General features: G+C 62.9%; 20 protein-coding genes. 5 read left to right on the forward strand and 15 right to left on the reverse strand.

Annotated elements, in window-relative coordinates:
* Window positions 1-17 precede the first annotated feature (17 nt).
* A complete protein-coding gene (locus C5J24_RS22440; RefSeq protein ID WP_105421114.1) occupies window positions 18-2,969 on the forward strand; it encodes a bifunctional [glutamine synthetase] adenylyltransferase/[glutamine synthetase]-adenylyl-L-tyrosine phosphorylase in 2,952 nt (983 codons plus the stop codon).
* Between the two features lie 37 nt (window positions 2,970-3,006).
* Here the strand turns inward: C5J24_RS22440 and C5J24_RS22445 are convergent, their stop codons facing one another.
* Window positions 3,007-5,349 carry a PAS domain-containing sensor histidine kinase gene (locus C5J24_RS22445; RefSeq protein ID WP_105421431.1) on the reverse strand — a complete coding sequence of 781 codons (2,343 nt, stop codon included), beginning with the start codon at window positions 5,347-5,349 and terminating at the stop codon, window positions 3,007-3,009.
* A 164-nt stretch (window positions 5,350-5,513) separates the two neighbouring features.
* A complete protein-coding gene (locus C5J24_RS22450) occupies window positions 5,514-6,716 on the reverse strand; it encodes an MFS transporter (protein WP_105421116.1) in 1,203 nt (400 codons plus the stop codon).
* A gap of 121 nt (window positions 6,717-6,837) precedes the next feature.
* Here C5J24_RS22450 and C5J24_RS22455 point away from each other — a divergent pair, with 121 nt between their 5' ends.
* Window positions 6,838-7,401, forward strand: a complete 564-nt coding sequence (locus C5J24_RS22455) for a TetR/AcrR family transcriptional regulator (RefSeq protein WP_105421118.1) — start codon at window positions 6,838-6,840, stop codon at window positions 7,399-7,401.
* Between the two features lie 16 nt (window positions 7,402-7,417).
* Here C5J24_RS22455 and pepN read toward each other — a convergent pair whose 3' ends face one another.
* Window positions 7,418-10,066 carry an aminopeptidase N gene (gene pepN / locus C5J24_RS22460; RefSeq protein ID WP_105421120.1) on the reverse strand — a complete coding sequence of 883 codons (2,649 nt, stop codon included), beginning with the start codon at window positions 10,064-10,066 and terminating at the stop codon, window positions 7,418-7,420.
* A 341-nt stretch (window positions 10,067-10,407) separates the two neighbouring features.
* Here pepN and C5J24_RS22465 point away from each other — a divergent pair, with 341 nt between their 5' ends.
* Window positions 10,408-11,346 carry a DMT family transporter gene (locus tag C5J24_RS22465; RefSeq protein WP_105421121.1) on the forward strand — a complete coding sequence of 313 codons (939 nt, stop codon included), beginning with the start codon at window positions 10,408-10,410 and terminating at the stop codon, window positions 11,344-11,346.
* Between the two features lie 26 nt (window positions 11,347-11,372).
* Here C5J24_RS22465 and C5J24_RS32010 read toward each other — a convergent pair whose 3' ends face one another.
* The 5 genes from C5J24_RS32010 to C5J24_RS22485 form a co-directional block, all read right to left on the reverse strand.
* On the reverse strand, window positions 11,373-11,525 hold the full coding sequence (locus tag C5J24_RS32010; RefSeq protein ID WP_172724101.1) for a hypothetical protein: 153 nt from the start codon (window positions 11,523-11,525) through the stop codon (window positions 11,373-11,375).
* A 26-nt stretch (window positions 11,526-11,551) separates the two neighbouring features.
* Complete coding sequence (locus C5J24_RS22470) at window positions 11,552-11,743, reverse strand: hypothetical protein (RefSeq protein WP_046637552.1); 192 nt, start codon at window positions 11,741-11,743, stop codon at window positions 11,552-11,554.
* 176 nt (window positions 11,744-11,919) lie between these two features.
* On the reverse strand, window positions 11,920-12,819 hold the full coding sequence (locus C5J24_RS22475) for a uracil-DNA glycosylase family protein (protein ID WP_105402999.1): 900 nt from the start codon (window positions 12,817-12,819) through the stop codon (window positions 11,920-11,922).
* 306 nt (window positions 12,820-13,125) lie between these two features.
* A complete protein-coding gene (locus tag C5J24_RS22480; protein WP_105421123.1) occupies window positions 13,126-14,418 on the reverse strand; it encodes an Hsp70 family protein in 1,293 nt (430 codons plus the stop codon).
* Between the two features lie 155 nt (window positions 14,419-14,573).
* Entirely contained in the window at window positions 14,574-15,464 is an 891-nt protein-coding gene (locus C5J24_RS22485) for a LysR family transcriptional regulator (protein ID WP_105421433.1), read from the reverse strand.
* 104 nt (window positions 15,465-15,568) lie between these two features.
* Here C5J24_RS22485 and blaOXA point away from each other — a divergent pair, with 104 nt between their 5' ends.
* The gene (blaOXA, locus tag C5J24_RS22490; protein WP_105421125.1) at window positions 15,569-16,393 is read left to right on the forward strand and encodes a class D beta-lactamase; all 825 of its coding nucleotides are present in this window, start codon (window positions 15,569-15,571) and stop codon (window positions 16,391-16,393) included.
* Between the two features lie 198 nt (window positions 16,394-16,591).
* Here blaOXA and C5J24_RS22495 read toward each other — a convergent pair whose 3' ends face one another.
* The 5 genes from C5J24_RS22495 to C5J24_RS22515 form a co-directional block, all read right to left on the reverse strand.
* Complete coding sequence (locus C5J24_RS22495) at window positions 16,592-19,717, reverse strand: efflux RND transporter permease subunit (RefSeq protein WP_105421127.1); 3,126 nt, start codon at window positions 19,715-19,717, stop codon at window positions 16,592-16,594.
* Entirely contained in the window at window positions 19,714-20,937 is a 1,224-nt protein-coding gene (locus C5J24_RS22500; RefSeq protein WP_105421129.1) for an efflux RND transporter periplasmic adaptor subunit, read from the reverse strand. The genes C5J24_RS22495 and C5J24_RS22500 overlap by 4 nt, the downstream gene beginning before the upstream one ends.
* 201 nt (window positions 20,938-21,138) lie before the next feature.
* Entirely contained in the window at window positions 21,139-21,342 is a 204-nt protein-coding gene (locus tag C5J24_RS22505; protein ID WP_046637548.1) for a hypothetical protein, read from the reverse strand.
* A gap of 100 nt (window positions 21,343-21,442) precedes the next feature.
* Entirely contained in the window at window positions 21,443-21,811 is a 369-nt protein-coding gene (locus tag C5J24_RS22510) for a hypothetical protein (RefSeq protein ID WP_172724102.1), read from the reverse strand.
* Between the two features lie 127 nt (window positions 21,812-21,938).
* Window positions 21,939-22,727 carry an SDR family oxidoreductase gene (locus C5J24_RS22515; protein ID WP_105421134.1) on the reverse strand — a complete coding sequence of 263 codons (789 nt, stop codon included), beginning with the start codon at window positions 22,725-22,727 and terminating at the stop codon, window positions 21,939-21,941.
* Between the two features lie 258 nt (window positions 22,728-22,985).
* On the opposite strand from C5J24_RS22515, the gene C5J24_RS22520 reads away from it, so the two are divergent.
* A complete protein-coding gene (locus C5J24_RS22520) occupies window positions 22,986-24,647 on the forward strand; it encodes an electron transfer flavoprotein-ubiquinone oxidoreductase (RefSeq protein ID WP_105421136.1) in 1,662 nt (553 codons plus the stop codon).
* A gap of 3 nt (window positions 24,648-24,650) precedes the next feature.
* On the opposite strand, the gene C5J24_RS22525 is transcribed toward C5J24_RS22520, so the two are convergent.
* Window positions 24,651-25,025 (reverse strand): type II toxin-antitoxin system VapC family toxin, encoded by a 375-nt coding sequence (locus C5J24_RS22525; protein ID WP_105421138.1) that lies wholly within the window; start codon window positions 25,023-25,025, stop codon window positions 24,651-24,653.
* Entirely contained in the window at window positions 25,022-25,228 is a 207-nt protein-coding gene (locus tag C5J24_RS22530; RefSeq protein ID WP_105421140.1) for a type II toxin-antitoxin system VapB family antitoxin, read from the reverse strand. The genes C5J24_RS22525 and C5J24_RS22530 overlap by 4 nt, the downstream gene beginning before the upstream one ends.
* Window positions 25,229-25,343 lie beyond the last annotated feature (115 nt).

Raw genomic sequence — 25,343 nt, forward strand, 5'->3', positions numbered from 1 at the left:
AATCACGGGAGGTGCCAGTGTCGGAGACCGGAAATCGGCTCGATACGGTGAAGGCGGAGGTGATCCGCCCGCTGAACCAGACGGAAACCAAGGCGGCAATGGCGGCCTTGAAGGATATCGGCAAGTCCGAGCCTTCCGTCGCGGAACTGCTTGGCAAGGATAGCGCGCTCAAGGATTTCATCGTCGCTGCCTTCACCCTCTCGCCTTACCTGCGCGATACTGCGGTCATCACGCCAAGGCTGTTGACGATCGCAATCACCGAGCCGCTGGAGCCGACGCTGGAGCGTTTGGTGGATACGGCCCGCCGGGCCTGGCAGAAGACGGACGGCAAGGCGCCCTCCGAAAACGAGGTGATGACCGCGCTGCGTGCCGGCAAGCGGGCCTTGAGCTTCCTTGTCGCGCTCGCCGATCTCGCCCGTATCTTTTCCGCCAGGGACACGACGCGCTGGCTGAGTTTGTTTGCCGAAGCCTCCGTCGCGGCGGCGATCGACCACCTTCTGGTCTCCGGTCATGAGAGCGGTAAACTGAAGCTCGCCGACCTCGAAGAACCGAGCAAGGGCTCGGGCCTCATCGTACTCGGCATGGGCAAGCTCGGCGGCCGCGAGCTCAACTATTCCTCCGACATCGATATCGTCGTCTTCTTCGACCCTGAAGCGGGCATCCTTGCCGATCCGCTCGACGGGTCGGAAGTCTACGGCCGGATGATGCGGCGGCTGATCCGCATCCTGCAGGAACGCACGGCGGACGGCTATGTGTTCCGCACCGACCTGCGCCTGCGTCCCGACCCCGGTTCGACGCCGCTCGCCGTCTCGCTCGATGCGGCGCTGATCTACTACGAGGGCCGCGGTCAGAATTGGGAGCGGGCGGCCTTCATCAAGGCGCGGCCGATCGCCGGCGATATCGCCGCCGGCGAAAATTTCATGCGGCTGCTGACCCCCTTCGTGTTTCGCAAATATCTTGATTATGCGGCGATCGCCGACATCCATTCGATCAAGCGGCAGATCCACGTGCACAAGGGCCACGGCGCGATCGCCGTGAAGGGCCATGACGTCAAGCTCGGTCGCGGCGGCATCCGCGAGATCGAGTTCTTCGCCCAGACCCAGCAGCTGATCGCCGGCGGCCGCATGCCGCCCCTGCGGGCGCGCGAGACGGAAGTGGCGCTGAAGGCGCTCGCCGAGGCGCGGTGGATCGCGCCTGACATCGCCGCCGAATTGACCGAGGCCTACTGGTTCCTGCGCGATGTCGAACACCGCATCCAGATGGTCCACGACGAACAGACCCATAACCTGCCGCAAACCGAGCCCGAACTGAAGCGCATCGCCTTCATGCTCGGTTTTGCCGATACCGCCAGCTTTTCCGCCAGGCTGGAATATGTGCTGAAGACCGTCGAAAAACGGTATGCCCGGCTGTTCGAACAGGAGGCAAAACTGTCCGGCGGCGACGGCAATCTCGTCTTCACCGGCCAGCAGGACGATCCGGGCACGCTGAAGACGCTCGCCTCGCTCGGCTTCGAGCGCCCGGCCGACATTTCCCGCGTCATCCGCACCTGGCATTATGGCCGCTACCGCGCCACCCAATCGGCAGAGGCGCGCGAGCGGCTGACCGAGCTGATGCCGGCGCTGCTGATGGCATTCGGCGAGAGCAAACGTGCCGACGAGGCGCTGCTGCGGTTCGACAGTTTTCTGAGGGGGCTGCCGGCCGGCATCCAGCTCTTCTCGCTGATCGGCAACAACCCACCGCTGCTGGCGCTGATCGTCACGATCATGTCCTCGGCGCCGCGGCTTGCCGATATCATCGCCTCCAAGCCGCATGTCTTCGACGGCATGCTGGATCCCGGCCTGATGGCCGAATTGCCGACCCGAGATTATCTCTCCTATCGCCTGGCGGCATTCCTGACCGCCGGCCGGCACTACGAGGAAAAGCTCGACCGGTTGCGTATCTTTGCCGCCGAGCAGCGTTTCCTGATCGGCATCCGGCTGCTGACGGGGGCGATCTCGGGTGCCCAGGCGGCACGCGCCTTCACCCATCTCGCCGACCTTTTGATCGACGCCGCTCTGAAGGCGGTGACGGCGGAGATCCGCAGCGCCCATGGCCTCTATCCGGGCGGCCGCGTCGCCGTCATGGGCATGGGCAAGCTCGGCAGTTTCGAACTGACTGCCGGTTCCGACGTCGATCTCATCCTTCTCTATGATTACGATAGCGAGGCGACGGAAAGCGAGGGCGACAAGCGGCTCGATTCCAGCCGTTATTTTACCCGCCTGACGCAGCGGCTGGTCGCAGCGCTTTCGGCGCCGATGGCCGAGGGAGTGATCTTCGAGGTCGATCTGCGCTTGAGGCCGTCGGGCAACAAGGGGCCGGTCGCCACCCGCATCAACGCATTCGGCAAATACCAGCGCCAGGAGGCCTGGACCTGGGAACACATGGCGCTCACCCGGGCCCGGCTGATCTGCGGCGAGGAAAGCCTCGTCGACGAGGCAAAGGGCCTGATCCGCGAGGTGCTGTCGACCAAGCCCGATATCGCCAAGATCGCAAACGACGTGACCGAGATGCGGGAGCTGATCGAGAAGGAAAAGCCGCCGCGCGATATCTGGGATTTCAAGCTGGTCCCCGGCGGTCTGATCGATATCGAGTTCATCGCCCAGTATCTGCGGCTGATAGCGCCGACCAGGGGCGTGACGCTCGATACCTATGGTTTCAGCACCGAGGAAGCCCTGAAGGCGCTCGGCGAAAAGCTGATGAAGCCTGCCGATCTCGATACCTGCGTCGAGGCGCTACGGCTTTTCACCGAGCTTTCGCAGATCGTCCGGCTCTGCGTCGACGGACCGTTCGATCCGGGCGAGGCGCCCGCAGGGCTCGTCGAGCGCGTCTGCCGGGCAGGGGATTGCCCGGATATCCGCACGCTGGAGGGCGAGGTAAAGCGGCTCTCGAAGGCGGTGCGGGGAATATTCCAGTCGGCCGTCCGGAAGTGAGGGCGCCTCCGCCCTTCATCCGGTTTCGCGGTCGATCTCAGGCCACCCGCTTGCGACCGACCAGCATCGGCTGATCGGGGATAAGCAGCGAGACGACGGTGCCTTCGCCGACCCGCGAACGGATCCGCATCTTGCCGCCGTGCAGGCCGATCAGCGAGCGGGAAATGGCAAGCCCCAATCCCGAGCCGCCCTTGCTCTTGGCATACTGGCTCTGCACCTGCTCGAACGGCTGGCCGATCTTGTTGAGCGCTTCCAGCGGAATGCCGATGCCGGTGTCGGCGATCGTCAGCAGCACCCCTTTTTCCATCTTGCGGGCACGCAGTTCGATCCGGCCGCCGTGGTTGGTGAACTTGACCGCGTTGGAGAGTATGTTGAGCATGACCTGCTTCAGTGCGCGGCGATCGGCCATCATGTTGAGGCTGTCACACAGGCGCTGATGGATGGCGATCTGCTTATCCTGGGCCGAGATCGAGGTGAGGCGCAGGCTTTCCTCGATCAGCGGCTTCAGGTCGACCGCCTCGCACTGGATGCGCATGTGGCCTGCCTCGATCTTCGACATGTCGAGGATGTCGTTGATGACGTTGAGGAGATGTTTGCCGCTGTCGTGGATGTCCTTCGAATATTCCGAATATTTCGGCGAGCCGAGCGGTCCGAACATACCGTTCGTCAGGATTTCCGAGAAGCCGAGGATCGCGTTGAGCGGGGTCCTGAGTTCATGCGACATGTTGGCGAGGAATTCCGACTTGGCCTTGTTGGCGGCCTCCGCACGGTCCTTTTCCGCCTGATAATTGGCGTTGGCGATCGAAAGCTCGGACTTCTGGCGCTCCAGCTTCTTCTGCGAGGAGGAAAGATCGCCGATCGTCGCCATCAGCCGGCGCTCGCTGTCGCGCAGCCGTTCCTGGTGGCGCTTCAGCAGCGTGATGTCTGTGCCGACCGAGACCAGGCCGCCATCGCGAGTGCGGCGCTCGTTGATCTGCAGCCAGCGCTCATCGGCGAGCTGCACTTCCGTGGTGCGCGAAAGGCCGCTGCCGTCCGGATCGGCGACACGGCGCTCGATGACCGGGCGCGCTGCGGCGGCGTTGACCGCGTGACGCTCGGTGCCGGGCACCAGCACGCTGTCTGGCAGGCCGTAAGCCTGCTGGAAATGGGTGTTGCACATCACCAGGCGGTCGTTCTTGTCCCAGAGAACGAAGGCTTCGGACGTGCATTCGATCGCGTCCGCAAGACGCTGGTCGGCTTCCGCATAACGCTGGGCAAGGCGATGCTGCTCCGTGACGTCCATGGCGATGCCGATGACGTGGGTACGCCCCTGGCTGGTCTTCACCAACTGGGCGCGGGCGCGCATCCAGACGTAGTGGCCGGCCGCATGGCGCATGCGAAAAACCTGGTCGACCTGCTTGGCATTGCCACGGCTGATGGCGCGAGCGAGCGCATAGATATTGCCGTCGGTCGGATGCATCATCCGTGCGGCATCGGTAAACGAGATCACGTTGCCCGCAGGCGGCAGGCCGAGCATCTCGTACATCGAACCCGACCAGAACAGGCGCCGGTTGCTGACGTCGAAATCCCAAAGCCCGCAACGACCGCGCGACAGCGCCGTCTCGATGCGCAGATTGGATTCGACGAAGGTTTCGTCGGCCTCTCGGGCGCGTTTCACCTGCATGTAATAGGCGTAGAGGATGACCAGCAGGATCGCCGAAATGCCGGTGAAGAGCGTGACGTTGAGGGAGACGTCGTGACGCCAGGCCAGATTGATGCTCTCCAGCGAGTAGGCTGCCACGATCAGCGCGCCTTCGCTGCCGACCATCTCGATCGCCGCATAGTGCGGAATTTCGCCGAAATAGGTCTCGATCACGCCGCTCTCGTCGCCGAACCGCCGCAGTGCCGCGGTTTCCGGCAGGACGGAGGTCAGGCGCCTGCCGACATAGCTGGCGGCCTGCTTGGTACCGCCGAAGATCCGGCCGGTTTCGTCGACGAAGAGGAAGAAGGCCTCGGCCTCCAGGCGTTCCTGCGGCAGAAAGGTCCCAAGGCGTTTTTCCGCGGCGGCGCGGTCCCGACCGATGAGTGCCGTTGCGTCGCCTGAGAAGGCAGCACTCGCCGCGGCTGCCATCAGCGCGGTTGCCTGCCGTGCGGCATCTTCCATCCGCGTGTATTCAGAGACGATGCCGAGAATGCGCGACGCGGCTACGACGGTGAGGAAGGCGATGATAAGAAGGGGGATCGAACGCTTGAGAACGAGTTCCACCCGCGGCATCTGCCGCGCGATGGGCTTGACGGAGAGTCGGGCCTCATCCGGGATGACCCGCCGCAAACTTCCAAGGCTTGGAAATTTTAGACGCAGCCGCCCCTCGGCCGCGGTTGCCCGCCGCACGTCCGACATGGTTTTCATGGTATCCCTCATGGTGATTCGGCGCGCCGCTCGCCCGAATCTGCCTTAATGAATCATTAGTGATTCTTCGTGTCCAGAGGCTTGCTAAGATTTTTTTAACGATTTGATTCAATTGCGAATCGGAAGAGTCCCGCGGGGGCGGCAAACCGGCTGTCTCAGGAGACGGCCGGGCTTTCGGAAAGGTTGGTGCGTGTGGCCGCGATCGAAATCACCGCCAGCGTGATGATTGCACCGCCATAAACATACGCGGCATTGGAGAGGCCGAGTGTAGGGGCGATCAGTCCTGCGGCTATCGCGGGGATCGAGAACGCGAGGTAGCTCTCGACCAGGAAGGCTGCGAACAGGCCGGCGCGTTCGTGGCTTTCGGCAAGCGGTAGGACGACCTTCAGAATATTCGAGAAGATCGATCCGAAGCCGAGACCGGCGGCTGCCGTGCCGAGGAAGAGAAGCCCGACGGCCTCAAGGTATACGCCGGAGAGCGTGATCAGGACGCCGATTATCAGCGTGGCCCCGCCGGTGAAGAGAACCCGCTGTGGCGCCCATGTGCGGAAGATGAAGACCGAGGCGGTGGCGCTGAGCATCAGCGTGGCGACGACCGTGCCGCCGACGAAGGGCGAGGTGACGCCGGTCGCAACGGCGACTAACGTCGGCATCAGCGACAGATAGAAGCCCGCGAGCGCCCAGCCGGCGATATTGACCGGCGTGACCTTGAGAAGCGTCGCGCGGGCCTGCCGCGGTACGCTGATATGCGGGCGCATGGCGGCGAGCGCGCCCGGCCGTCCGGTGATGGTCTCCGGCATGAAGGCAAGCGCGATGATACCGGCCACCGTCACGATGAAAAGAAGCGCGTAGATGAGGTGCGTCGGCGCGGGTGCGAAAGCGACGAGCGTGCCGCCAGCAAGCGTGCCGACCATCAGGCCGAGAAAGGCGGTGATGCTGTTGAGCGTCGGCCCTCTGCGCTTGTCGGTATCGAGGATCGTCGCCCCGAAGGTCGGGAAGGCGATGCCGGTCGCGAAACCCTGGACGATACGGCCGACGAGCAGCATCGTGCCCGATTCAGCCAGCATGAAGACGATCAGCGCCGCGGCGTTGAAGATCAGTGCCAGCAGGATCAGCGGGCGGCGCCCGAGATAGTCCGAAAGCCCGCCGACGGTCAGAAGCGCTGCGAGCAGCGCGAAGGAATAGGAACCGAAGATCAGGGTGATCATCGCCGGCGAGAGATGAAAAAGTTCCTGGTAGAGATGGTAGAGCGGCGTCGGTGCGCTGCTGGTCGCGGAGATCAGCATTGCGAATATGAAACTGTAGACCGTCATCCGGAAAGCGGACGGGGAATTGGGCGAGGGGAGGATGCTGCTCATGGCGGTTCACCTTAACGCAAATTATTAGCGTTAGCCGCATGTAGTTGCATTGCCGGATTAATGCAATATCTTTGCGTTAAGGAACTTCATATCTCCGGCACGTGCCGGCAAGGAGAACAGATTGGCCAGGGAAATGGTGCGCCAGGGTGGGCGCAGTGCCCGCATACAGTCGGAGGTGCATCGCACGGTACGGGATATGCTGAAGACCATGGATCGCGGCGAGATCACCGTGCCGATGATTGCGGAAAAATCCGGCGTGACGCCGTCGACCATCTATCGCCGCTGGGGGGATCTGTCGGAACTCCTGGCAGATGTCGCGGTCGCGCGCATGCGGCCGGTTGCCGACCCGGAAGATACCGGCGCGATGGGGTCCGACCTCGAAACCTTCATTCTTCAATATGCGGAGGAGATGTCGTCGAAGGTCGGACGTTCGATGCTGGCGGATGTGCTCGGCAGCATGGAGGGCAATGCGGCGGGCCGCTGCTGCCAATTTACCTATGATCACCTGGAGACGTTGCGCGAGCGCGCCTTGACGAGGGGCGAGACGGGCTTCGACGTGAGCGAAGCGATCGACGTCGTCGTCGCGCCGATCATCTATCACATCCTGTTCGGTGATCGCGAGCTGACGACCGACTATTGCCGCTCGCTGGTTTCCAGCTTCCTGGAAAAATGCGCCGGCGCTTGAAGCCGGCGCATTAGGCTCAGCCTTTCAGCATCCGCTCGACGATGTCTCGCACGTCGGTCGAAAGCGTTGCCGCCTGTTCGATCGTGGTCAACGCCCCGCGGGCATGGTCGGCGCGCTGGGGTTCCAGCGATCGCCATGAACGCATCGAGGTGAGGATACGGGCCGCAAGCTGCGGATTGCGCGGATCGATCGCCAGGATCTGCTCGGCCAGGAACCGGTAACCTTCGCCATCGGCGCGGTTGAAGCCGGTCGGATTGCCGAAGGCGAACGTGCCGATCAGCGAGCGCACCCGGTTCGGATTGCTGGCGATAAAGCGCGGGTTTTCCATCAGCGCCCTGACGCGGGCAAGCGCGCCGGCACCCGGAATGGTCGCCTGGGCCGAGAACCACTTGTCGACGACAAGGGCATTGCCGTCGAAGCGCGCGAGGAACGTGGCGAGCGCGTCTGTCGTTTCCGGCGCGTCCGGGAAACGATGGGCGAGCACCGCCAACGCCTGGGCGAGATCGGTCATGTTGTCGGCGGATGCGAAGGCTGCGGCCGCGCGGGCTGGCGTTCCTTCCGCGTAGGTCAGGTAGGACAGCGCGGTGTTGCGCAGCGAGCGCTTGCCCGCACTTGCCGCATCCGGCGTAAAGGCGCCCTTGACCTTCATGTCCTCGAACAGGCGCAGGAAGGTTCTGGTGCCGGCCTTGGCAATTTCCGAAAGAATCGCGTTGCGGCCGGCATGGATCGCATCCGGGTCATTGTTGCCGCCGAGTTCGCGGGCAATGTCTGCCTCGCTCGGCAGCGTGAGCGCCTGGGCGCGGAAGGCGGGCTCCAGCGTCTCGTCGCCGGCGGCTTCGAGAAGTGCTGCGACGAAAGCTGGGTCGCAGGTGATTTTTTTGCCGTCCCGCGCGTTGCGCGCCGCCTGCATCAGGTTCGGCAGAGCAAGATCGGTCAGCGCCTGCCAGCGGGCGAAGAGGTCGGTGTCGTGGCGGGCGATATGGGCAAGATCGGCCGGCGTCTGGTCGAGATGCAGGTTGATCGGTGCCGAGAACGAACGGTTGAGCGACAGGACGGGACGGGAGGAAATCCCCGAGAAGGTGAAGGTCTGCCGGCGTTCGGTCAGATGCAGCACGTCGCCGGTGACTTCGCCACCAGCGACCTTGGTCGGCACTGCCGCCGAGCCGTTGTCGAGGATGAGCGCGAAGGAGAGCGGGATGTGCATCGGCTCCTTGGCCGTCTGGCCGGGGGTCGCCGGGATCATCTGCTCGAGCGACAGCTTGAAGGTGCCGCTTGCCTGGTCGTAGTCGCTCGACACAGTGACCAGAGGCGTGCCGGCCTGGTGATACCAGAGCGAGAATTGCGTAAGGTCGCGGCCGCTCGCATCCTCGAACGACTTGACGAAATCCTCGACCGTCGCGGCCTGTCCGTCGTGGCGCTCGAAATAGAGGTCCATGCCCGCCTTGAAATCGTCACGGCCGAGAAGCGTGGCGATCATGCGGGTGACTTCCGAGCCCTTTTCGTAGACGGTGGTCGTGTAGAAGTTGTTGATCTCGCGGTATTTGGTCGGGCGGACCGGATGCGCGAGCGGACCGGCATCTTCCGGGAACTGCTCCGATTTCAGGTGCCGCACCTCGGCGATGCGCTTCACCGCGCGCGAACGCTGGTCGGCGGAAAACTCGTGGTCGCGATAGACCGTCAGGCCTTCCTTGAGGCAGAGCTGGAACCAGTCGCGGCAGGTGATGCGGTTGCCGGTCCAGTTGTGGAAATATTCGTGGGCGATGATCGCCTCGATATTGGCGTAGTCCTGGTCGGTCGCGGTTTCCGGGTCGGCGAGAACGTATTTGTCGTTGAAGACGTTGAGGCCCTTGTTCTCCATGGCCCCCATGTTGAAGTCCGACACGGCGACGATCATGAAGATGTCGAGGTCGTATTCGCGGCCGAACCGCTCCTCGTCCCACTTCATCGAGCGCTTCAGCGCGTCCATGGCATAAGCCGCGCGTGCCTCCTTGCCATGCTCCACATAAATCTTCAGCGTCACCTCGCGCTCGGACATGGTGACGAACGTGTCCTCGACAACCCCGAGATCGCCGGCGACCAGCGCGAAGAGATAGCTAGGCTTCGGATGCGGGTCGAACCAGGCGGCAAACGCGCGGCCCTCGTCGTAACCGGCGCCGCCGAGGAAATTGCCGTTCGACAGCATGACCGGATTGGCGGCCTTGTCGCCGATGATGGTGATCGTATAGGGCGCCAGCACATCCGGCCGGTCCGGGAAATAGGTGATGCGGCGGAAGCCTTCCGCCTCGCACTGGGTGCAATAGATGCCGTTGGTCCGATAGAGGCCCATCAGCTGGGTGTTGGCTTCCGGATTGATGAAGGTGGTGACGGTGATTTCGAAGGGAGCGTCGGCGGGCAGATCGCGGATCGTCAGGCTTTCCGGCGTCGCATCGTATTGCGCCGCGGGCACTTCGTTCTGGTCGAGCAGCAGTCCGGACAGCGTCAGTTCGTCGCCATCCAGCACCAGCGGCGCCGAAGGGTCGACACCTTGGCGCCGGTGGAAGATCAGCCGCGCATCAACCTTGGTGTTGGTTGGGTCGAGCTCGAAGGTCAGATCGACGCGTTCCAGGACGAAGTCGGTGGGGCGGTAATCTGCCAGATGAACGATCTGGCCCGTATCTGTTCGCATGTTGCTTCCTGAACCGGCTCTTCAAATTGGTGTCGGGAGCTTCGCAGCACTCCCTCGAACTGGCACACACACCCGTCGCCGCGGGGATAATTGCACGCAATGCTAAACGATTGTTGAAACTTTGGCTAAAATAAAGCGTGATTTTGATCCGCTGCATTTCGCGCAATCTTTCACAAGGTCACGGATATTGATCGACCTATCATCAGTTTTGATCCCCCTCACGGCACTTTTCCGTTACTTTGCCGTCAAACTGAATCTTCCCCGATCGTTTCTCCAAAACGCCCTGTCCGTGCGGACTGGATTTCCACCGAAAATCCCCCAAGAATCCCCATGAGTTGTTGATGGCCGCCGATGCCCTGAATCCCCTGCGCGGGATCATGTTCAAAGTCACCTCCGTGGTGATCTTCGTGATGATGCAGACCTGTATCAAATCCGCAGGTCCCGATATCCCGGCAGGCCAGATCACCTTCTATCGTTCCGCCTTCGCGCTTGTGCCGATCATGGTCTATCTCGCCTTCCAGGGCGAGTTGCGCGGCGCCTTCCACACGAACAGCCTGACCGGCCATGTGAAACGCGGTTTTCTCGGCATTCTCTCGATGGTCTTCGGCTTTTACGGCCTGGTGCACCTGCCGATGCCGGATGCGATCGCGATCGGTTATTCCTCGCCGCTGCTGGCGGTCGTCTTCGCCGCGGTCTTCCTGAAGGAGACGGTGCGTATCTATCGCTGGAGCGCGGTCATGGTCGGCATGGTCGGCGTGGTGATCATCTCCTGGCCGAAACTCACCATGTTCGAACAGGGCGGAATGGGCTCGGAGCAGGCGATGGGCGCCGCCTCCGTCATCCTCTCGGCGGTGCTGGCCGGCTTTGCGATGATCCAGACGCGACAGCTCGTGCGCACCGAGAAGACGGCGACGATCGTGCTCTATTTCTCGCTGTCGGGCGCTCTGTTTTCACTGCTCAGCTTGCCCTTCGGCTGGGCAGAGCTGACGATGCCGGAGAAGCTTTTCCTGATCGGTTCCGGATTTTGCGGCGGCGTCGGCCAGATTTTGCTGACCGAAAGCTACCGCAATGCGGATGTCTCGACGGTGGCGCCGTTCGAATACACCTCGATCCTTCTCGGGATCTGCATCGCCTATGTTCTGTTCGGGGATGTGCCGACGGCGGCCATGCTGGTCGGGACGGCGATCACGGTATCGGCGGGGATTTTCATCATCTACCGCGAGCATCAATTGGGGCTCGAGCGGAAGGCGGCGCGCAAGGCTTCGCCGCCGGGGGCTTGACCCCCGGGGCTTGAAAAGCCGGATGCTTAAAGCGGGATGGCCGCGGCGACCGGGTTGGTCGCTTCGGCGGAGGCGCGCACAGCACCGGCGCGGCTGTATTCGCGCGATGCGTTCACGGCAGCGCCGATGTGAGAAAAGTTCTCACGCAGCGTGCGGATCGGGTGGAGGATGGCCGTCATGGCTGATGCTTCCTTGGGTCGCGCGATCAACGTTCGCGGAAATCGGCGAAGACCGAAGCCGGACGAGTGACGCCGACCGTGCGCGCCATGGCGCAGGAGGTGAGCTGCTCGTTCGTCGCGGAGCCGAAATGGTGATAGCCCTTCGTCGAGCGCGGCGACAGGCCGGCGATGCGAAGAGTTTCGAAACCCGAATGGATCGGGCGGAAGCGGGTCGTCATTGGCCTTGGTTCCTTAAACCTAGAATTCCTCCCAAGACACAGGCCTAATATTGCAATGCAGCATCGATTCTGCAATGCAGCAAAACGCTGCACTGCCATGCGCCGGTTGCATGGCATTTTTCATATTTCCGTAACTTTACTGAAATTAGGGTTCAATTTGCCTGAAATGCGGGCAATCACTGCGCCGACAAACGCATTTTGAACATCAAAAGGTCCTGCCAAGCGAGCGCCTTGTTGGCAGGGGCCGCGAGCAGTTCCTGCGGATGCAGGGTGGCGATCGCCGAAAGCGTCACGCCGCCGAAACCAATGTCCCGCCATTCGCCACGCATCGAATGGATCGTCCCATTGCCGCCGAAGAAGAAACGGGCCGGGAAATTGCCGAGCAGCAGCAGGAGTTTCGGCTCGGCGAGCGCCACCTGACGCTCCAGGAACGGCCGGCAGATATCCATCTCCGCCTGCGACGGCATGCGGTTGCCCGGAGGCCGCCAGGGGATGACGTTGGTGAGCAGAACGCCGTCGCGGGAAAGCCCGATCGCGCCGAGCATGCGGTCGAGCAACTGTCCCTGGCGTCCGGAAAAGGGAATGCCGTCGCGGTCGTCGTCCGCATTCGGCATCGGGCCGATCACCATGATGCCGGAAGCGGGATTGCCGCTCGCAAATACCGTGTTGCGCGCGCCGTTCTTCAGGTTGCAGCCGTTGAAGGCCTCGAGCGCCGTCTTCAGTTCGTCGAGCGAACGGGCGCTTTCGGCCGCAAACCGTGCCGAGGCGACCGCCTGTTCGTCCGGTACCGATACGGGCGCGGAGGCGGGTGGAGGTGCTGACGCGCGGGCCGTCGGGGCTGTGCGTTTCGGCGTTGCCGCGGCTGCCTGGGAGGTCGGCGCCTGCTCATAGTTCGTCGGCTGCTGCTGCCGGGCAGACGCGGGCGCCCTGGCATCGGCCTGCGCCGCCTTCTGGGCCGCAAATTGCGCGAGCCGGTCCACCGGCTCATCCTCGACAAGCCACTCCACGCCCGCATCCGCATAGAAATGCAGAAGGGCGGCGAGCTCGGAGGCGTCCATGTCTTTGGCGAGGTTCATCTGATTCACACTACAGCATGTCGCGTGCGAGAGGGAACCGGTTTTGGGCTCGAACGGGCGTTGGCATGTGGACGGCGGCGGAGCGGCAGTCTCCCGTTAATCTCCCCACTTGAGGGGGAGATGTCACCGAAGGTGACAGAGGGGGGTAGCGACGGTTCGGCAAATGCAGTGGCAGAAGAGTGTGCCGCGGCATCCCCCTCTGCCCTGCCGGGCATCTCCCCCTCATGGGGGGAGATCGGCTGGGCGCACGGCCGTCGCCCACGCGCGGAACTCCGCAGATAGTGGCATGCAACGGAGAAAACGCCCTCAAGCCGCCCATTGCGCGACATTGTCGCTCTCGCCGATCAATGCCAATCCGTGGGCGATCGACAGCAGTTCGCCGCCGGTCTCGATCTTGCCGGCATCGAATCGCTGGGTGAAAATCCGCCGCACCGCCGGCACGAAGGAGGTGCCGCCGGTCAGGAACACCTTGTCGATCTCGGAAGGCGCGGTGCCGGTCTTTTGCAGCACCTCGTCGAGCGCACCTTCGATGCGGCCGAGGTCCTCGGCGATCCAGCCTTCGAAATCGGTGCGCTTCACCATTTTCCGGCCGGCACGCCCAAGCGGCGCGAAGTTGAATTCCGCTTCCTCGGCTCCCGACAGCGCCATCTTGGTCGCCGAAATCGCCTGGTAGAGCGGGTAACCTTCGTCATGGTCGACGAGATCGACGAACAGTTCGAGCTTTTCCGGCTCCAGCGCCGAGCGCACAAGCGATTTCAGGTCGGTGAATTCGCGGCTGGTCTTGAAGATCGACAACTGGTTCCAGCGGCCGAAATTGACGTAATAGCCGGCCGGCACGTCCAGCACCTTGTCGAAACTCTTGAACTTGCTGCCCTTGCCGATTTCCGGGGACACCAGGTTGTCGATCATCCGGTAATCGAAATGGTCGCCCGCGACGCCGACGCCTGAATGGCCGATTGGGGTGGCGGTCAGCTTGCCGGCCTTGGTTTCGAAGCGGATCAGCGAATAGTCGGTCGTGCCGCCGCCGAAATCGGCGACGAGAACGGTGGCGTCGCTCTTCAGCGTCTGGGCAAAGTAATAGGCGGCGGCGACCGGTTCGTAGACATAGTGGATTTCCGGAAAACCGAGCCGCGTCAGCGCCTCGTTGTAGCGCTCGGTCGCCAGCTTCGGATCCGGATTGGCGCCGGCGAAATGCACCGGCCGTCCGGCGATCACCCGCGACACGTCGGTCGGCCAGTTGTCGTCGGCGTAGATCTTCAGGCGCTTCAGGAAGATCTCCATCAGGTCCTCGAAGACGTGCCGGCGGGCAAAGACCAGCGTGCCCTGGAACAGAGCGCTGGCCGCAAACGTCTTGATCGACTGCAGGAAGCGACAGTCGCCGGGATTGTCGATGAACTGGCGGATCGCCGCCTGTCCGGCCTCGACCTTCAGCGCCTGCGCCCCCATCACCGGATCCTTCATGAAGGAGAGCGCGGTGCGCATCGAATCGCTCTCGCCGGCGCTGCTGGAAAAACGCATCGAATGCGTGGCGCTGCCGCCATCCGCCAGTGCCAGAACCGTATTGGTCGTGCCGAAATCAAGCCCGAGCGCCCGTGCCATCGCCGTGCTCCTTTTACCCATCGAAGATCATTGAACCGAAGCCCCCGGCAATGCGCCGGCAGGTTCCGAATGCGAAAAGGGCGCTTCTGGCGCCCCGGAATTTTTGAGAGGGCGGGTGATCGCACAAGGCGGCCGGGATGGCAACCCCGAAGACCCTAGATTTCCAGCTGCCGGCGCGTCTCCGCCGCCTGCTGCGCAAGCCAGTTCCTGAACATTTCCATGGCCGGCGTCACGGTGCGGGATTTGAGCCGGGTCAGCCAGTAGCTGCCCTTGGAAATATAGATTGGAAATGGCTGTTCGATCATGCCGGCCGCAAGCTGGCGGGAGAACATCAGGGGAGGGGCGAGCGCCACGCCGCCCCCTTGCATCGCCGCTTCGACCATCAGCACGGAACTGTCGAACACCAGCCCGCGGATCTGCGGCGGGGCGACATGCGCCGCCTCGAACCAGGCCGGCCATTCGTCGGCGCGGTAGGAGCGCAGCAGCACCTGGTGCGCGACGTCCTCCGGGGTCTTGATCTGCCTTGCGATCGGCGGAATGCAGAGAACGGACAGCGGCGCCTCGAACAGCGGTTCCGCCTCGATATCGTGCCAGGCGCCGTTGCCGAACTTGATCGTGTAGTCGAGGCCCTCGGCGGCGATGTCGACGCGGTTGTTGTTGGTGGAAAGCCTCAGATCGATGAACGGGTATTTTTCCCGGAAGTCGGAAAGCCGCGGCAGCAGCCAGCCGACCGCCAGCGTGCCGACCGCACCGAGCTTCAGTACCTCGCGCACATGCCCGTCTTCGAAGCGCTCCAGCATGGCGGCCATGCGGTCGAAACTGTCCTGCAGCGCCGGTAGCAGCGCCAACCCTTCCTCGGTGATCATCAGCCCGCGCGGCAGGCGGCGGAACAGCGTCACGCCGAGCCGCTGTTCGAGCAGCTTTACCTGATGGCTGACGGCGGCCTGGGTGACGCAGAGCTCGATCGACGCGCGGGTGAAGGAGAGATGCCGCGCGGCCGCCTCGAAGGCCCGCAGCGCGTTCAGCGGCAAATATGGTCGAACCATGGCCATGCCCTAATTTGATTCATGCCTGACCGCAGATATCATCGTTTGATTAGGGCTTACAAGCCGACCTAGAAAAGCCGTGTCACCCCATTTGGAGCACCGCGATGGCTTTCAGAAATTCTTTTCTTCTTGCATTTTCCCTCGGAATTACCGCGACTTTTCTCGATTGCACCTCCGCCGGTGCCGCAGATCCGATCCGCTGCACCGTCATCATCGACGAGGCGAGCGGCGATGCGCTTTACCGCCAGGGCACCTGTGATCAGGGCTTTTATCCCCAGTCGACCTTCAAACTGCCTTTGGCCATGATGGGCTACGACGCTGGCATCCTGACCGACGCCCAGAACCCGCGCTGGAAATACCAGGCGAAGTTCAAGGGGCCGGAGCGGGTGAAGAAGGATGTCGATCCGCTGATCTGGGAAAAGGAGTCGATCGTCTGGTATTCGCAGGAAATTGCCCGCAAGCTCGGCAAGCCCAAGTTTGCGGACTACATCCAGCGCTTTGGCTACGGCAACCGCGACATCGCCGGCGGTCCGGGCAATACCGACGGCCTGACCGAATCCTGGCTGATGTCGTCCCTGAAGATTTCGGCCGACCAGCAGGTCCAGTTCCTGCGCCGTTTCCTCAATGGCGGCCTGCCGATCTCCGAACATGCGGTCGACATGACGCTGGCGATCGTGCCGCATTTCGAGGCCGGCGACGGCTGGGACATCCAGGGCAAGACCGGTTCCGGCTGGCTGCGCGACAAGGCCGGCAAGGTGGATTACGACCGCCCGCTCGGCTGGTTCGTCGGCTGGGCTATGAAGGACGAACGGCGCGTCATATTCGCAAGGCTGCTGGTCGATACCAAGCGCTACCCGAACGAGCCGATCAGCTTCGTGGTGCGGGATTCGCTGATCAAGGATTTGCCGAAACTGGCGGAGCGATTCTAGGTCCTTCGCCTGAAACTGAAAGCGGCCGGGCGACCCCCAAGCCCGACCGCCGCAGCGCGTACGCAGTACTACGCTGCACGATTTATAAGAAGCTTTAGCGGTGGCTAATGCAAACGGAGTCCGTTGTTCAGGTTATCGATTAAGGTTACCTGCATTGACGCCTGCCCGCCAGCCCGTTCAGGCGGCGGGCAGAGGGCGTCACTCGGCCGCAATTGCCGTCGGCACGTCGTCGTTCGCCTCGTGCAGGTCCTTGTCCTTCCTCGTCCAAAGCCTCCCGAGGAAGCGGCCAAACCGATCCATCTCCACGAAGATGACCGGCGTGATGAACAGCGTCAGCGCCTGGGAAACGATCAGCCCGCCAACGACAGCGATGCCCAGCGGTTGGCGAAGCTCGGAAGAGGCGCCGGTGCCGAGGGCGATCGGCAGCGCCCCGAGCAAGGCGCAGAAGGTCGTCATCATGATCGGCCGGAAGCGCCGCACGCAGGCCTCGTGGATTGCGACTGCCGCCGTTTCCCCCTTCGAGCGCATCGTCTCCACCGCCACGTCGATCATCATGATCGCGTTCTTCTTGACAATGCCGATCAGCATCAAAAGCCCGATCAGCGCGATGATCGAAAGGTCGAAACCGAACAGTTTCAGCGCCAGCAACGCTCCGAGGGCCGCTGCCGGCAGGCCCGACAGGATGGTCAGCGGGTGGATGAAGCTCTCGTAGAGCACACCGAGCACCACGTAGATGGTGAGCACCGCAGCCAGAATCAGCATCGGCGTATTGCCCTGGCTCTGCTGAAAGATCTGCGCCGTGCCGCCATAGGAGGTGAACACGTCGTTCGGCATCTGCAGGTTCGCCTTGATCTGGTCGACCGCCGCCGTCGCATCGGAGAGCGAGACGCCGGCCGGCAGGTTGAACGACACGGTCGTCGAGACCAGCTGGCCGGTCTGGTTGATGGTGACCGGTGCGGTCTGGCGCACCACCGTCGCGAAATTCGAGAGCGGCACCAGCGAGCCGTTCGAGGACAGCACCCTGACACCCTGCAGCATCTGGTCGTTCCACTGCTGGGTATTGTCGAACTCGGTGATCACGTCGTAGCTGTCGCCGGTCGACTGGATTTCGGCGGCCGTATAACCACCGAACGCCATCTGCAGCGTCTTGCGCAACTCGTCGTCGGTAATGCCGAAGGACGCTGCCTTTTCCGGATCCACCTTGATATTGGCCTCGATCGCCTCGTTCTGGGCGTCGGAGGTGACATCGGTGAAATGTGCCCGGTCGGCGCGCATCGCAGTCTGGATCCTGTCCGACCATTCGGTGGTCTGCGAGGCATTCAGCGCCTGGACGACGAGCTGGTATTGGCTGGCCGTCGCGCGGCCGCCGAAGCGCAGGCTCTGCTGCGGCGTGATGAAGGTCTTCATGCCGGCGAACCCGGATGTCGCCTGCCGGAGTTCGCGCAGCGTCTGGTCGAGCGGCGGACGCTGGTCGCGATCCTTCAGCTCCACCCAGATCGTGCCGTTGTTGAGCGAACTGCGGCCGTTGCTGCCGACGATCGAGGTGACGTGGTTTACCGCGGGGTTCTTCTGCACGGCGGCGGCAACCTGCGCCTGCAGGTCGCGCATCGCCGGATAGGAAATGTCCTCGCGGGCCTGCGTCGAGATCGTCAGCCGGCCGATATCCTCCTGCGGAAAGAAGCTCGTGGGCAACGTCCAGAACAGATAGACCGAGGCGCCGACCGAGGCGAGGAAGACGAGAAGGATGACCGCCCGGTTCCTCAGGCACCAGCCGACCGCCCGGTCATAGCCGTTGAGCGTGCGGCTGAAGCCGGCGTCGAAGATACGCACCATCAGGCCCGGGTGATGTTCGGCGCCGGATAGACGCGATCCGAGCATCGGCGTCACCGTCAGCGAGACGACCGCCGAGGCGACGATGGCGAGCGCCACCACCATGCCGAATTCGTTGAACAGCCGCCCGACCACCCCGCCCATCAACAGGATCGGGATGAACACGGCGATCAGCGACACCGACATGGAAATGATCGTCGAACTGACTTCGCCGGCTCCCTGCAGGGCCGCCTGCATCGGCGCCATGCCGTCCTCGACATGCCGCATGATGTTTTCCAGCATGACGATCGCATCGTCCACCACCAGTCCGACCGCAAGCGTCAGCCCGAGCAGCGAGATGTTGTCGATACTGTAGCCGAGCACATACATGGCGCCGAACGTGGTGATCAGCGACAGCGGCACCGCAAGCCCCGGAACGAGGGTGGCGGTGATCCGGCCGAGGAAGAGATAGATGACCAGCACGACAAGGCCGATCGTCAGCATCAGCGTGAACTGCACGTCCGAGATCGAGGCACGGATCGCCGTCGAAGAATCGTTCATGACGTTGATCGACACGGCGGCCGGCAGCTCGGCCGACAGTCCGGGCAGTTTTGCGCGCACCGCATCGACGACATCGACCGTATTGGCATCGGGCTGGCGCTGGATGGCGAGGATGATCGACTGGTTGCCGTCATACCAGCTTCCCGCGTCGAGATTGGCGACGCTATCCTGAACGTTGGCGACGTCGCCGAGATGGACGGGGGCGCCGTTCGGACTGGCGATCACCAGCGAACGAAACTGGTCGGCATTGGTGCGCTGGGTATCCGCATTGATGGTCAGCCGCTGGCTGATGTTCTCGAGCGAACCGACCGGCGCCTGGCTGTTGGCGGTGGAGATCGCATTGGTGACGTTGTCGACGCCGAGATTGCGCGCCTGCAGCTTGTTGGGGTCGACCTCGACGCGCACCGCATAGGTCTGGGCGCCGAAGATCGATACTTCCGCGACGCCGGGAAGCGTGGAGAGCGAGGGGGAGAGCACGTCCTCGGCGATCTCGTCGATCTTGCTGCGCGGCATCGTATCGCTGCGGATCGACAGGAGCAGGACCGGCGCGTCGGCCGGGTTGGTCTTGCGGTAGCTCGGTGGCGTCGTCATGTTGTCCGGCAGCTGCCGGGTCGCATGCGAGATCGCCGCCTGCACGTCGGCCGCCGCCGCGTCGATATCGCGGTTGAGATCGAACTGCAGCACGATCGAGGTATTGCCGAGCGAGTTGGTGGCGCTGATCTCGCTGATCCCGGGGATCGTCTCGAATTGCTTGATCAGCGGCGTCGAGACCGCCGTCGCCATCGTCTGTGGCGAGGCGCCGGTCAGCTGCGCGGAGACGTTGATGGTCGGGAAGTCGACCTGCGGCAGGGCGGCGACCGGCAGCAGCTGATAGCCGGCAAGGCCGGCGAGCACGGCGCCGATGGCAAGCAGCGTGGTGGCGACCGGGCGGCGGATGCAGAATTGCGGGATCATTGCGCTGCCCCCACTTCGACTGGCTGGTCATTGCCCTTGGCGTCAGTCGTCTTCTGGCCGTTGCCGAACTGCTCGACGACGGTGGCGCCATCGACGAGCTGCACCTGGCCTTCGACCACCACATGCGCGCCTTCGGTCAACCCACTGGCAATCGCCGTGTCGGGACCGTTGGAGCGCGCCACCTTCACCGGCGTCACGTGCACCTTACTGTCGTCGCCAATCGCGTAGACGAACGGGCTGTTGACGCCCGGATTGACCGCCACCGTCGGCACCACGATGTCCTTGTCGTCGCTCTCAAAATGCACGGTGACATTCAGCGATTGCCCCGGCCACAGCATTCCGGACGGATTGTCGAATCGCGCCTTGGCAAGGATCGTGCCGGAAGCCGGATCGACCGAGTTGTCGAAGAAGCTCAAGGTTCCCTTGGCCGAAGTGCCGCCGCCCTGCGGTACGGCATCGACCGCTACCGCCTTCGCCGTTGAACCCTGCTTGAGCTGGCCGAGATAGGCTTCGGGAAGGTGGAATTTCACGTAGATCGGATCGTATTTGGCGATCGTCACCACCGCCGAGCCGGCGCTGAGATAGGCGCCGGTGCTGATGTCGATATCGCCGAGCCTGCCGTCGAAGGGCGCGCGGATATCGGTATGGTCGAGGTCGATCTGGTCGGCGGCGATCGCCGCGTTGTCGCTCTGCACGGTGGCGGCAGCGGTGTCCTGCGCTGCCTTCGCCTGGTCGACGGTCTGCTGGGTGCCGGCATTGCCGCGCAGCAGGTCGTTGGCGCGGGCAAACGCCGTCTGGGCCTGGGTGAGCGTCGCCTGGTCGCGGGCGAGCAGCGCCTTGTCCTTATCGAGCGCGGCCTTGGCCGTGCGGTCGTCGAGCTTGGCGATCAGGTCGCCCGTCTTGACGAATGTGCCGTCGGTTGCCGCGATGCTGACCACGATACCCGGTTGCTGGGCGGCGATCGTGGTATTCTCGTCCGCATTGGCCGCGCCCGAGGCGGTGACGTCCATCGGCAGGGCGGTGCGGGTGGCGGCGACGGTCCTGACCGCTGGCGGTGGACCGCCTGCGCCGCGCCGGCGCGCGCCCTGCGGCTGGCCTTCGCCGGGTACGGCCGAGGCCTGCTGGCTGAGGGATGAAAGAAAGGGAAGCCGATCGCGGAACTCCCAGCCCGCAACGCCGGCAACGACAAGAATGCCGGCAAAAATCCAGATCTTCTTCATGGGTGACCGCTCGCCTGTGGTTGTGCTCGATGGTATCGGCCCATCGAACCGCCCCTATTGCGGCGCAAAAAAGACAAGTTTTTTACCGGCCGGCTCACGAACCGGTGAAAGCGGATTAAAGGTTTGTAATGAAGGGCTTAGATGAACTGGAGTTAATCTTCTTCGCCTTTTGGCTGCGCAGGAGAAGCGCGCCCAACCGGACTAGCGCAGGAACCGCCGGGCGCCCCAGATGACGGCAAGGCCGATGATCGCGACGCCGGCGCCCCTGATGATCCAAGGAGTCTGGTTGATCATGAAACTGCTGGCAGGATAGGGGAAGGCGCCGGTGCCCTGGCCGATCCAGATGAGGCCGATCACCACCATCAGGACGCCGATGACCGAAAGCGCAAGTCGAGTGAATTTCATGGAAGAATCTCCGAGGGCAGGGTCTGGAGATCATAGGCGTGGGCGGGTGCTCCCGCGAGACGCGTTTGCGTGATGTCGGGTCGTCCGGAAATGTCTCCGGTCAGACGTCTTCGTAATAGGTGGCGATCAGCGACCGCGGTGCCGGTTCTTCGCCGTCGGCCAGGAAGAAACTGCCGGCGATCCGGCTCGAAGGCGACAGGCTGTCGAGAAGATTGCGGACCACGACATCGTCCACGGCCTCGAGGCTTCGCGCATGCATGTTTCCCGATCGGCCGGAGATCGCCGAGGTCTCGGCCGCGTGCCGGGTTGCTGCTTCCCAGGTGCCGGCATAGGTCGCGACCTGCCCGGCCGCAAGTGTTGCCGAGATCGAGGCTGCCGAGGAGGCAGCGGAAGGCGCCGTGGCGTGAGGCACGGCTGGGGGTGCACTGGGCGGGGTAGCCTCGGTCGCCCCCGAAACACTTTCGATCATGCCGGCGATCCTTTAATTTTGGGGGCCGGCTTGCCTCTTAGCTCAGGCGAATTGAGATACCGCCAACAGCGGCACCCCAATTCGATTTAATGTTTAACGACCTGGATTTAACCCTCTTTCGCAAACCTCAGATCGATCGCGACGCGCCGCCGTCGACCCGGAGCATCGTGCCGGTGACATAGCTTGCCGGGACCGAGCAGAGGAACGCACCGGCGGCCGCGAATTCCTCGACCTTGCCGAGCCGGCCGGCGGGAATGGTCTTCAGCGAGGCAGAGCGGATTTCCTCCACCGACTTGCCGGTGCGCTTGGCATTGGCGCCGTCGAGTTCGTCGATGCGGTCGGTGTGAATGCGGCCGGGAAGCAGCATGTTGCAGGTAATGCCGAAACCTGCCACTTCGGTCGCGATCGTCTTGTTCCAGCCGACCAGCGCCGAGCGCAGCGTGTTGGAAAGCGCCAGATTGGCGATCGGCTCGAAGACGCCGGAGGAGGCGACGGTCAGGATGCGGCCGAAACCCTGTTCCTTCATCTGCGGCAGGAGGGCGTTGGTGAGGGTGATGACGCGCAGCACCATGGACTGGAAGAAGGTGTCGAGCTTGTCGGCGGTCATGTCTTCTGTCGTGCCCGGCGTCGGGCCGCCGGTATTGTTGACCAGGATGTCGATTCCGCCGAGCTTCTCCTTGACCGCGGCCTTCATCGCCTCGACGAAATTCTCCTCGGAAAGGTCGCCCCAGACCCAGTCCGCCTTACCCTTGCCTTCGGCATTGATTGCCTTGCAATTGTCCGCCAGCCGCTCGCCGGAGCGGCCGACGAGGAGAACGTGGGCGCCTTCGCTCGCAAGCGCCTTGGCGATACCGAGGCCAAGCCCGCGGGACGAGGCGAGCACGAGAGCGCGTTTGCCGTTGAGACCGAGATCCATGATTCTATTCCTTCCCCAATTCCTGTGATCGGTTGTCGGGCCTTTATAGCAGCGGCAGAAGGCTGCGAAAGGCCGATCTTGCTTTCTGCGGTTCGGTACCTATAACTGACGTGTACGTAAACGTAATATGAGAAAACCGAAACGCCATTTGCGCGAATGACAAGGCGGAGGACGTTTTCCCGCCTCGACAAGCCGGGGCGGTTTTGTCAAACAGGTTGCCTGAATAAAGCCGGAAGGGGCCGGCGAGCGGAGTTGGATATGAGCGAGCAAGAACTGCCAGAACGCGAGAGCATGGAATTCGACGTGGTGATCGTCGGCGCGGGTCCTGCGGGACTTTCGGCTGCGATCCGCCTGAAGCAGGTCAATCCGGACCTGACCGTCGTGGTGCTCGAAAAGGGTTCGGAAGTCGGCGCCCATATCCTGTCCGGCGCGGTCGTCGATCCGTCGGGCATCGATGCGCTGCTGCCCGGCTGGCGCGAGGAGGACGGTCATCCGTTCAAGCAGCCGGTCACCGCCGACCATTTTCTGTTTTTAGGCCCGGCAGGCTCGATCCGGCTTCCGAACTTCATGATGCCGCCGCTGATGAACAATCACGGCAACTATATCGTATCGCTTGGGCTTGTCTGTCGCTGGCTGGCCGAAAAGGCCGAAGCGCTGGGCGTCGAGATCTATCCGGGCTTTGCCGCCACCGAAGTGCTCTATGACGAGAACGGCGCGGTCAAGGGCGTGGCGACCGGCGACATGGGCGTCGAGCGCAACGGCGAGCCCGGCCCGGCCTTTACCCGCGGCATGGAACTGCACGGCAAGTACACGCTGATCGGCGAGGGTGTGCGCGGATCGCTCGCCAAGCAGTTGATCCTGCGGTTCGACCTGCAGAAGGATCGCGAGCCCCAGAAATACGGCATCGGCCTCAAGGAACTCTGGCAGGTGAAGCCGGAACACCACCGGCCGGGCCTGGTGCAGCACTCGTTCGGTTGGCCGCTCGGCTTGTCTACCGGCGGTGGTTCCTTCCTTTATCACCTGGAGGACAATCTCGTCGCCGTCGGCTTCGTGGTGCACCTGAACTACAAGAACCCGTATCTCTACCCGTTCGAGGAGTTCCAGCGCTTCAAGACCCACCAGGCGATCCGTGGAACGTTCGAAGGCGCGAAGCGCCTCTCCTACGGCGCCCGCGCCATCACCGAGGGCGGGTACCAGTCGGTGCCGAAACTGACCTTCCCGGGCGGCGCGCTGATTGGCTGTTCCGCCGGCCTCGTCAATGTGCCGCGCATCAAGGGCAGCCACAACGCGGTCCTGTCCGGCATTCTGGCCGCCGACAATATCGCCAAGGCAATCGATGCCGGCCGCGCCAATGACGAGGTGATCGAGATCGAGACCGAATGGCGCTCGACGCCGATCGGCACGGACCTTAAACGGGTGCGCAATGTCAAGCCGCTCTGGTCGAAGCTCGGCACCGGCTTGGGCGTCGCGCTCGGCGGTCTCGACATGTGGACCAACACGCTGTTCGGTTTCTCCTTCTTCGGCACGCTGAGACACGGCAAGACCGACGCGCAGAGCCTCGAACCGGCAGCCCGGCACAAGAAGATCGACTACCCGAAGCCGGACGGTGTGCTGACCTTCGACCGCCTGTCATCGGTGTTCCTGTCGAACACCAACCATGAGGAAGACCAGCCGGTCCATCTGCAGGTGAGGGACATGGACCTGCAGAAGCGCTCCGAGCTGGAAGTCTATGGCGGTCCCTCGACACGCTACTGTCCGGCCGGCGTCTACGAGTGGGTGGAGAAGGACGGCAGCCAAGTCTACGTGATCAACGCCCAGAACTGCGTCCACTGCAAGACCTGCGACATCAAGGACCCCAACCAGAACATCAACTGGGTCCCCCCGCAGGGCGGCGAAGGGCCGGTCTATCCGAATATGTGAGTTTCAGTGCAGATGGCTTGGCATAGCAATGCCAAGCGAATGCGCCATCTTGTGGAGTTTCTTGTCGCGCGTCCATAGTGTGTGACCAGCCGAAAGAAACACGGACGCAAGCAGGTGTGCGTCCACATAGCCGATTCCTGTTCCGAAGAGTGTCTTGCTGCGGATCATGTGCCTTACTTCGTTGTCGTCCGCTTTGACTATATTCGGCAAATCTCCCAACATAACCATGACGTCGTCGTACCGGGGGATATGTCCCAAAGACAGTTCGCCGATAACGAACGAATGAATGATAACCTCTTCCCCATCCAGCAATGCCTGCAGATGTGCGTCGCCGGCCCGAAAATGATCCACCCAGATTGAGCTGTCGACGAGAATCATTCCGGCTCCACCGGATCAAAGCGCCGCCGGGGAGGAGCCACAAGGTCGGGTGCGCTTCCTCCAAGTTGGGCTAGGCGCCTTGCTGCTTCCCGCTGGACGAGCCCTTCTAGAGCCAGCCGGATCAAGGTTGGAGTTTCAGCAACTCCCGTGTATTTGCGAGCCTTTTCAAGCAGTTCGTCATCAATGGTTATGGTCGTACGCATAGCCGGATCTCCTTGTCATCAAAAATAGCATCAATTGATGCGAAATTCAATGCGCGCGTACCGGGTCGCCGTCTACTTCTGACGCGTTCGTGATGACTGGGGCAATCGCCCGTTT

It is taken from the genome of Neorhizobium sp. T25_27, from assembly GCF_002968565.1.
In the GTDB taxonomy this organism is placed as follows: domain Bacteria; phylum Pseudomonadota; class Alphaproteobacteria; order Rhizobiales; family Rhizobiaceae; genus Neorhizobium; species Neorhizobium tomejilense.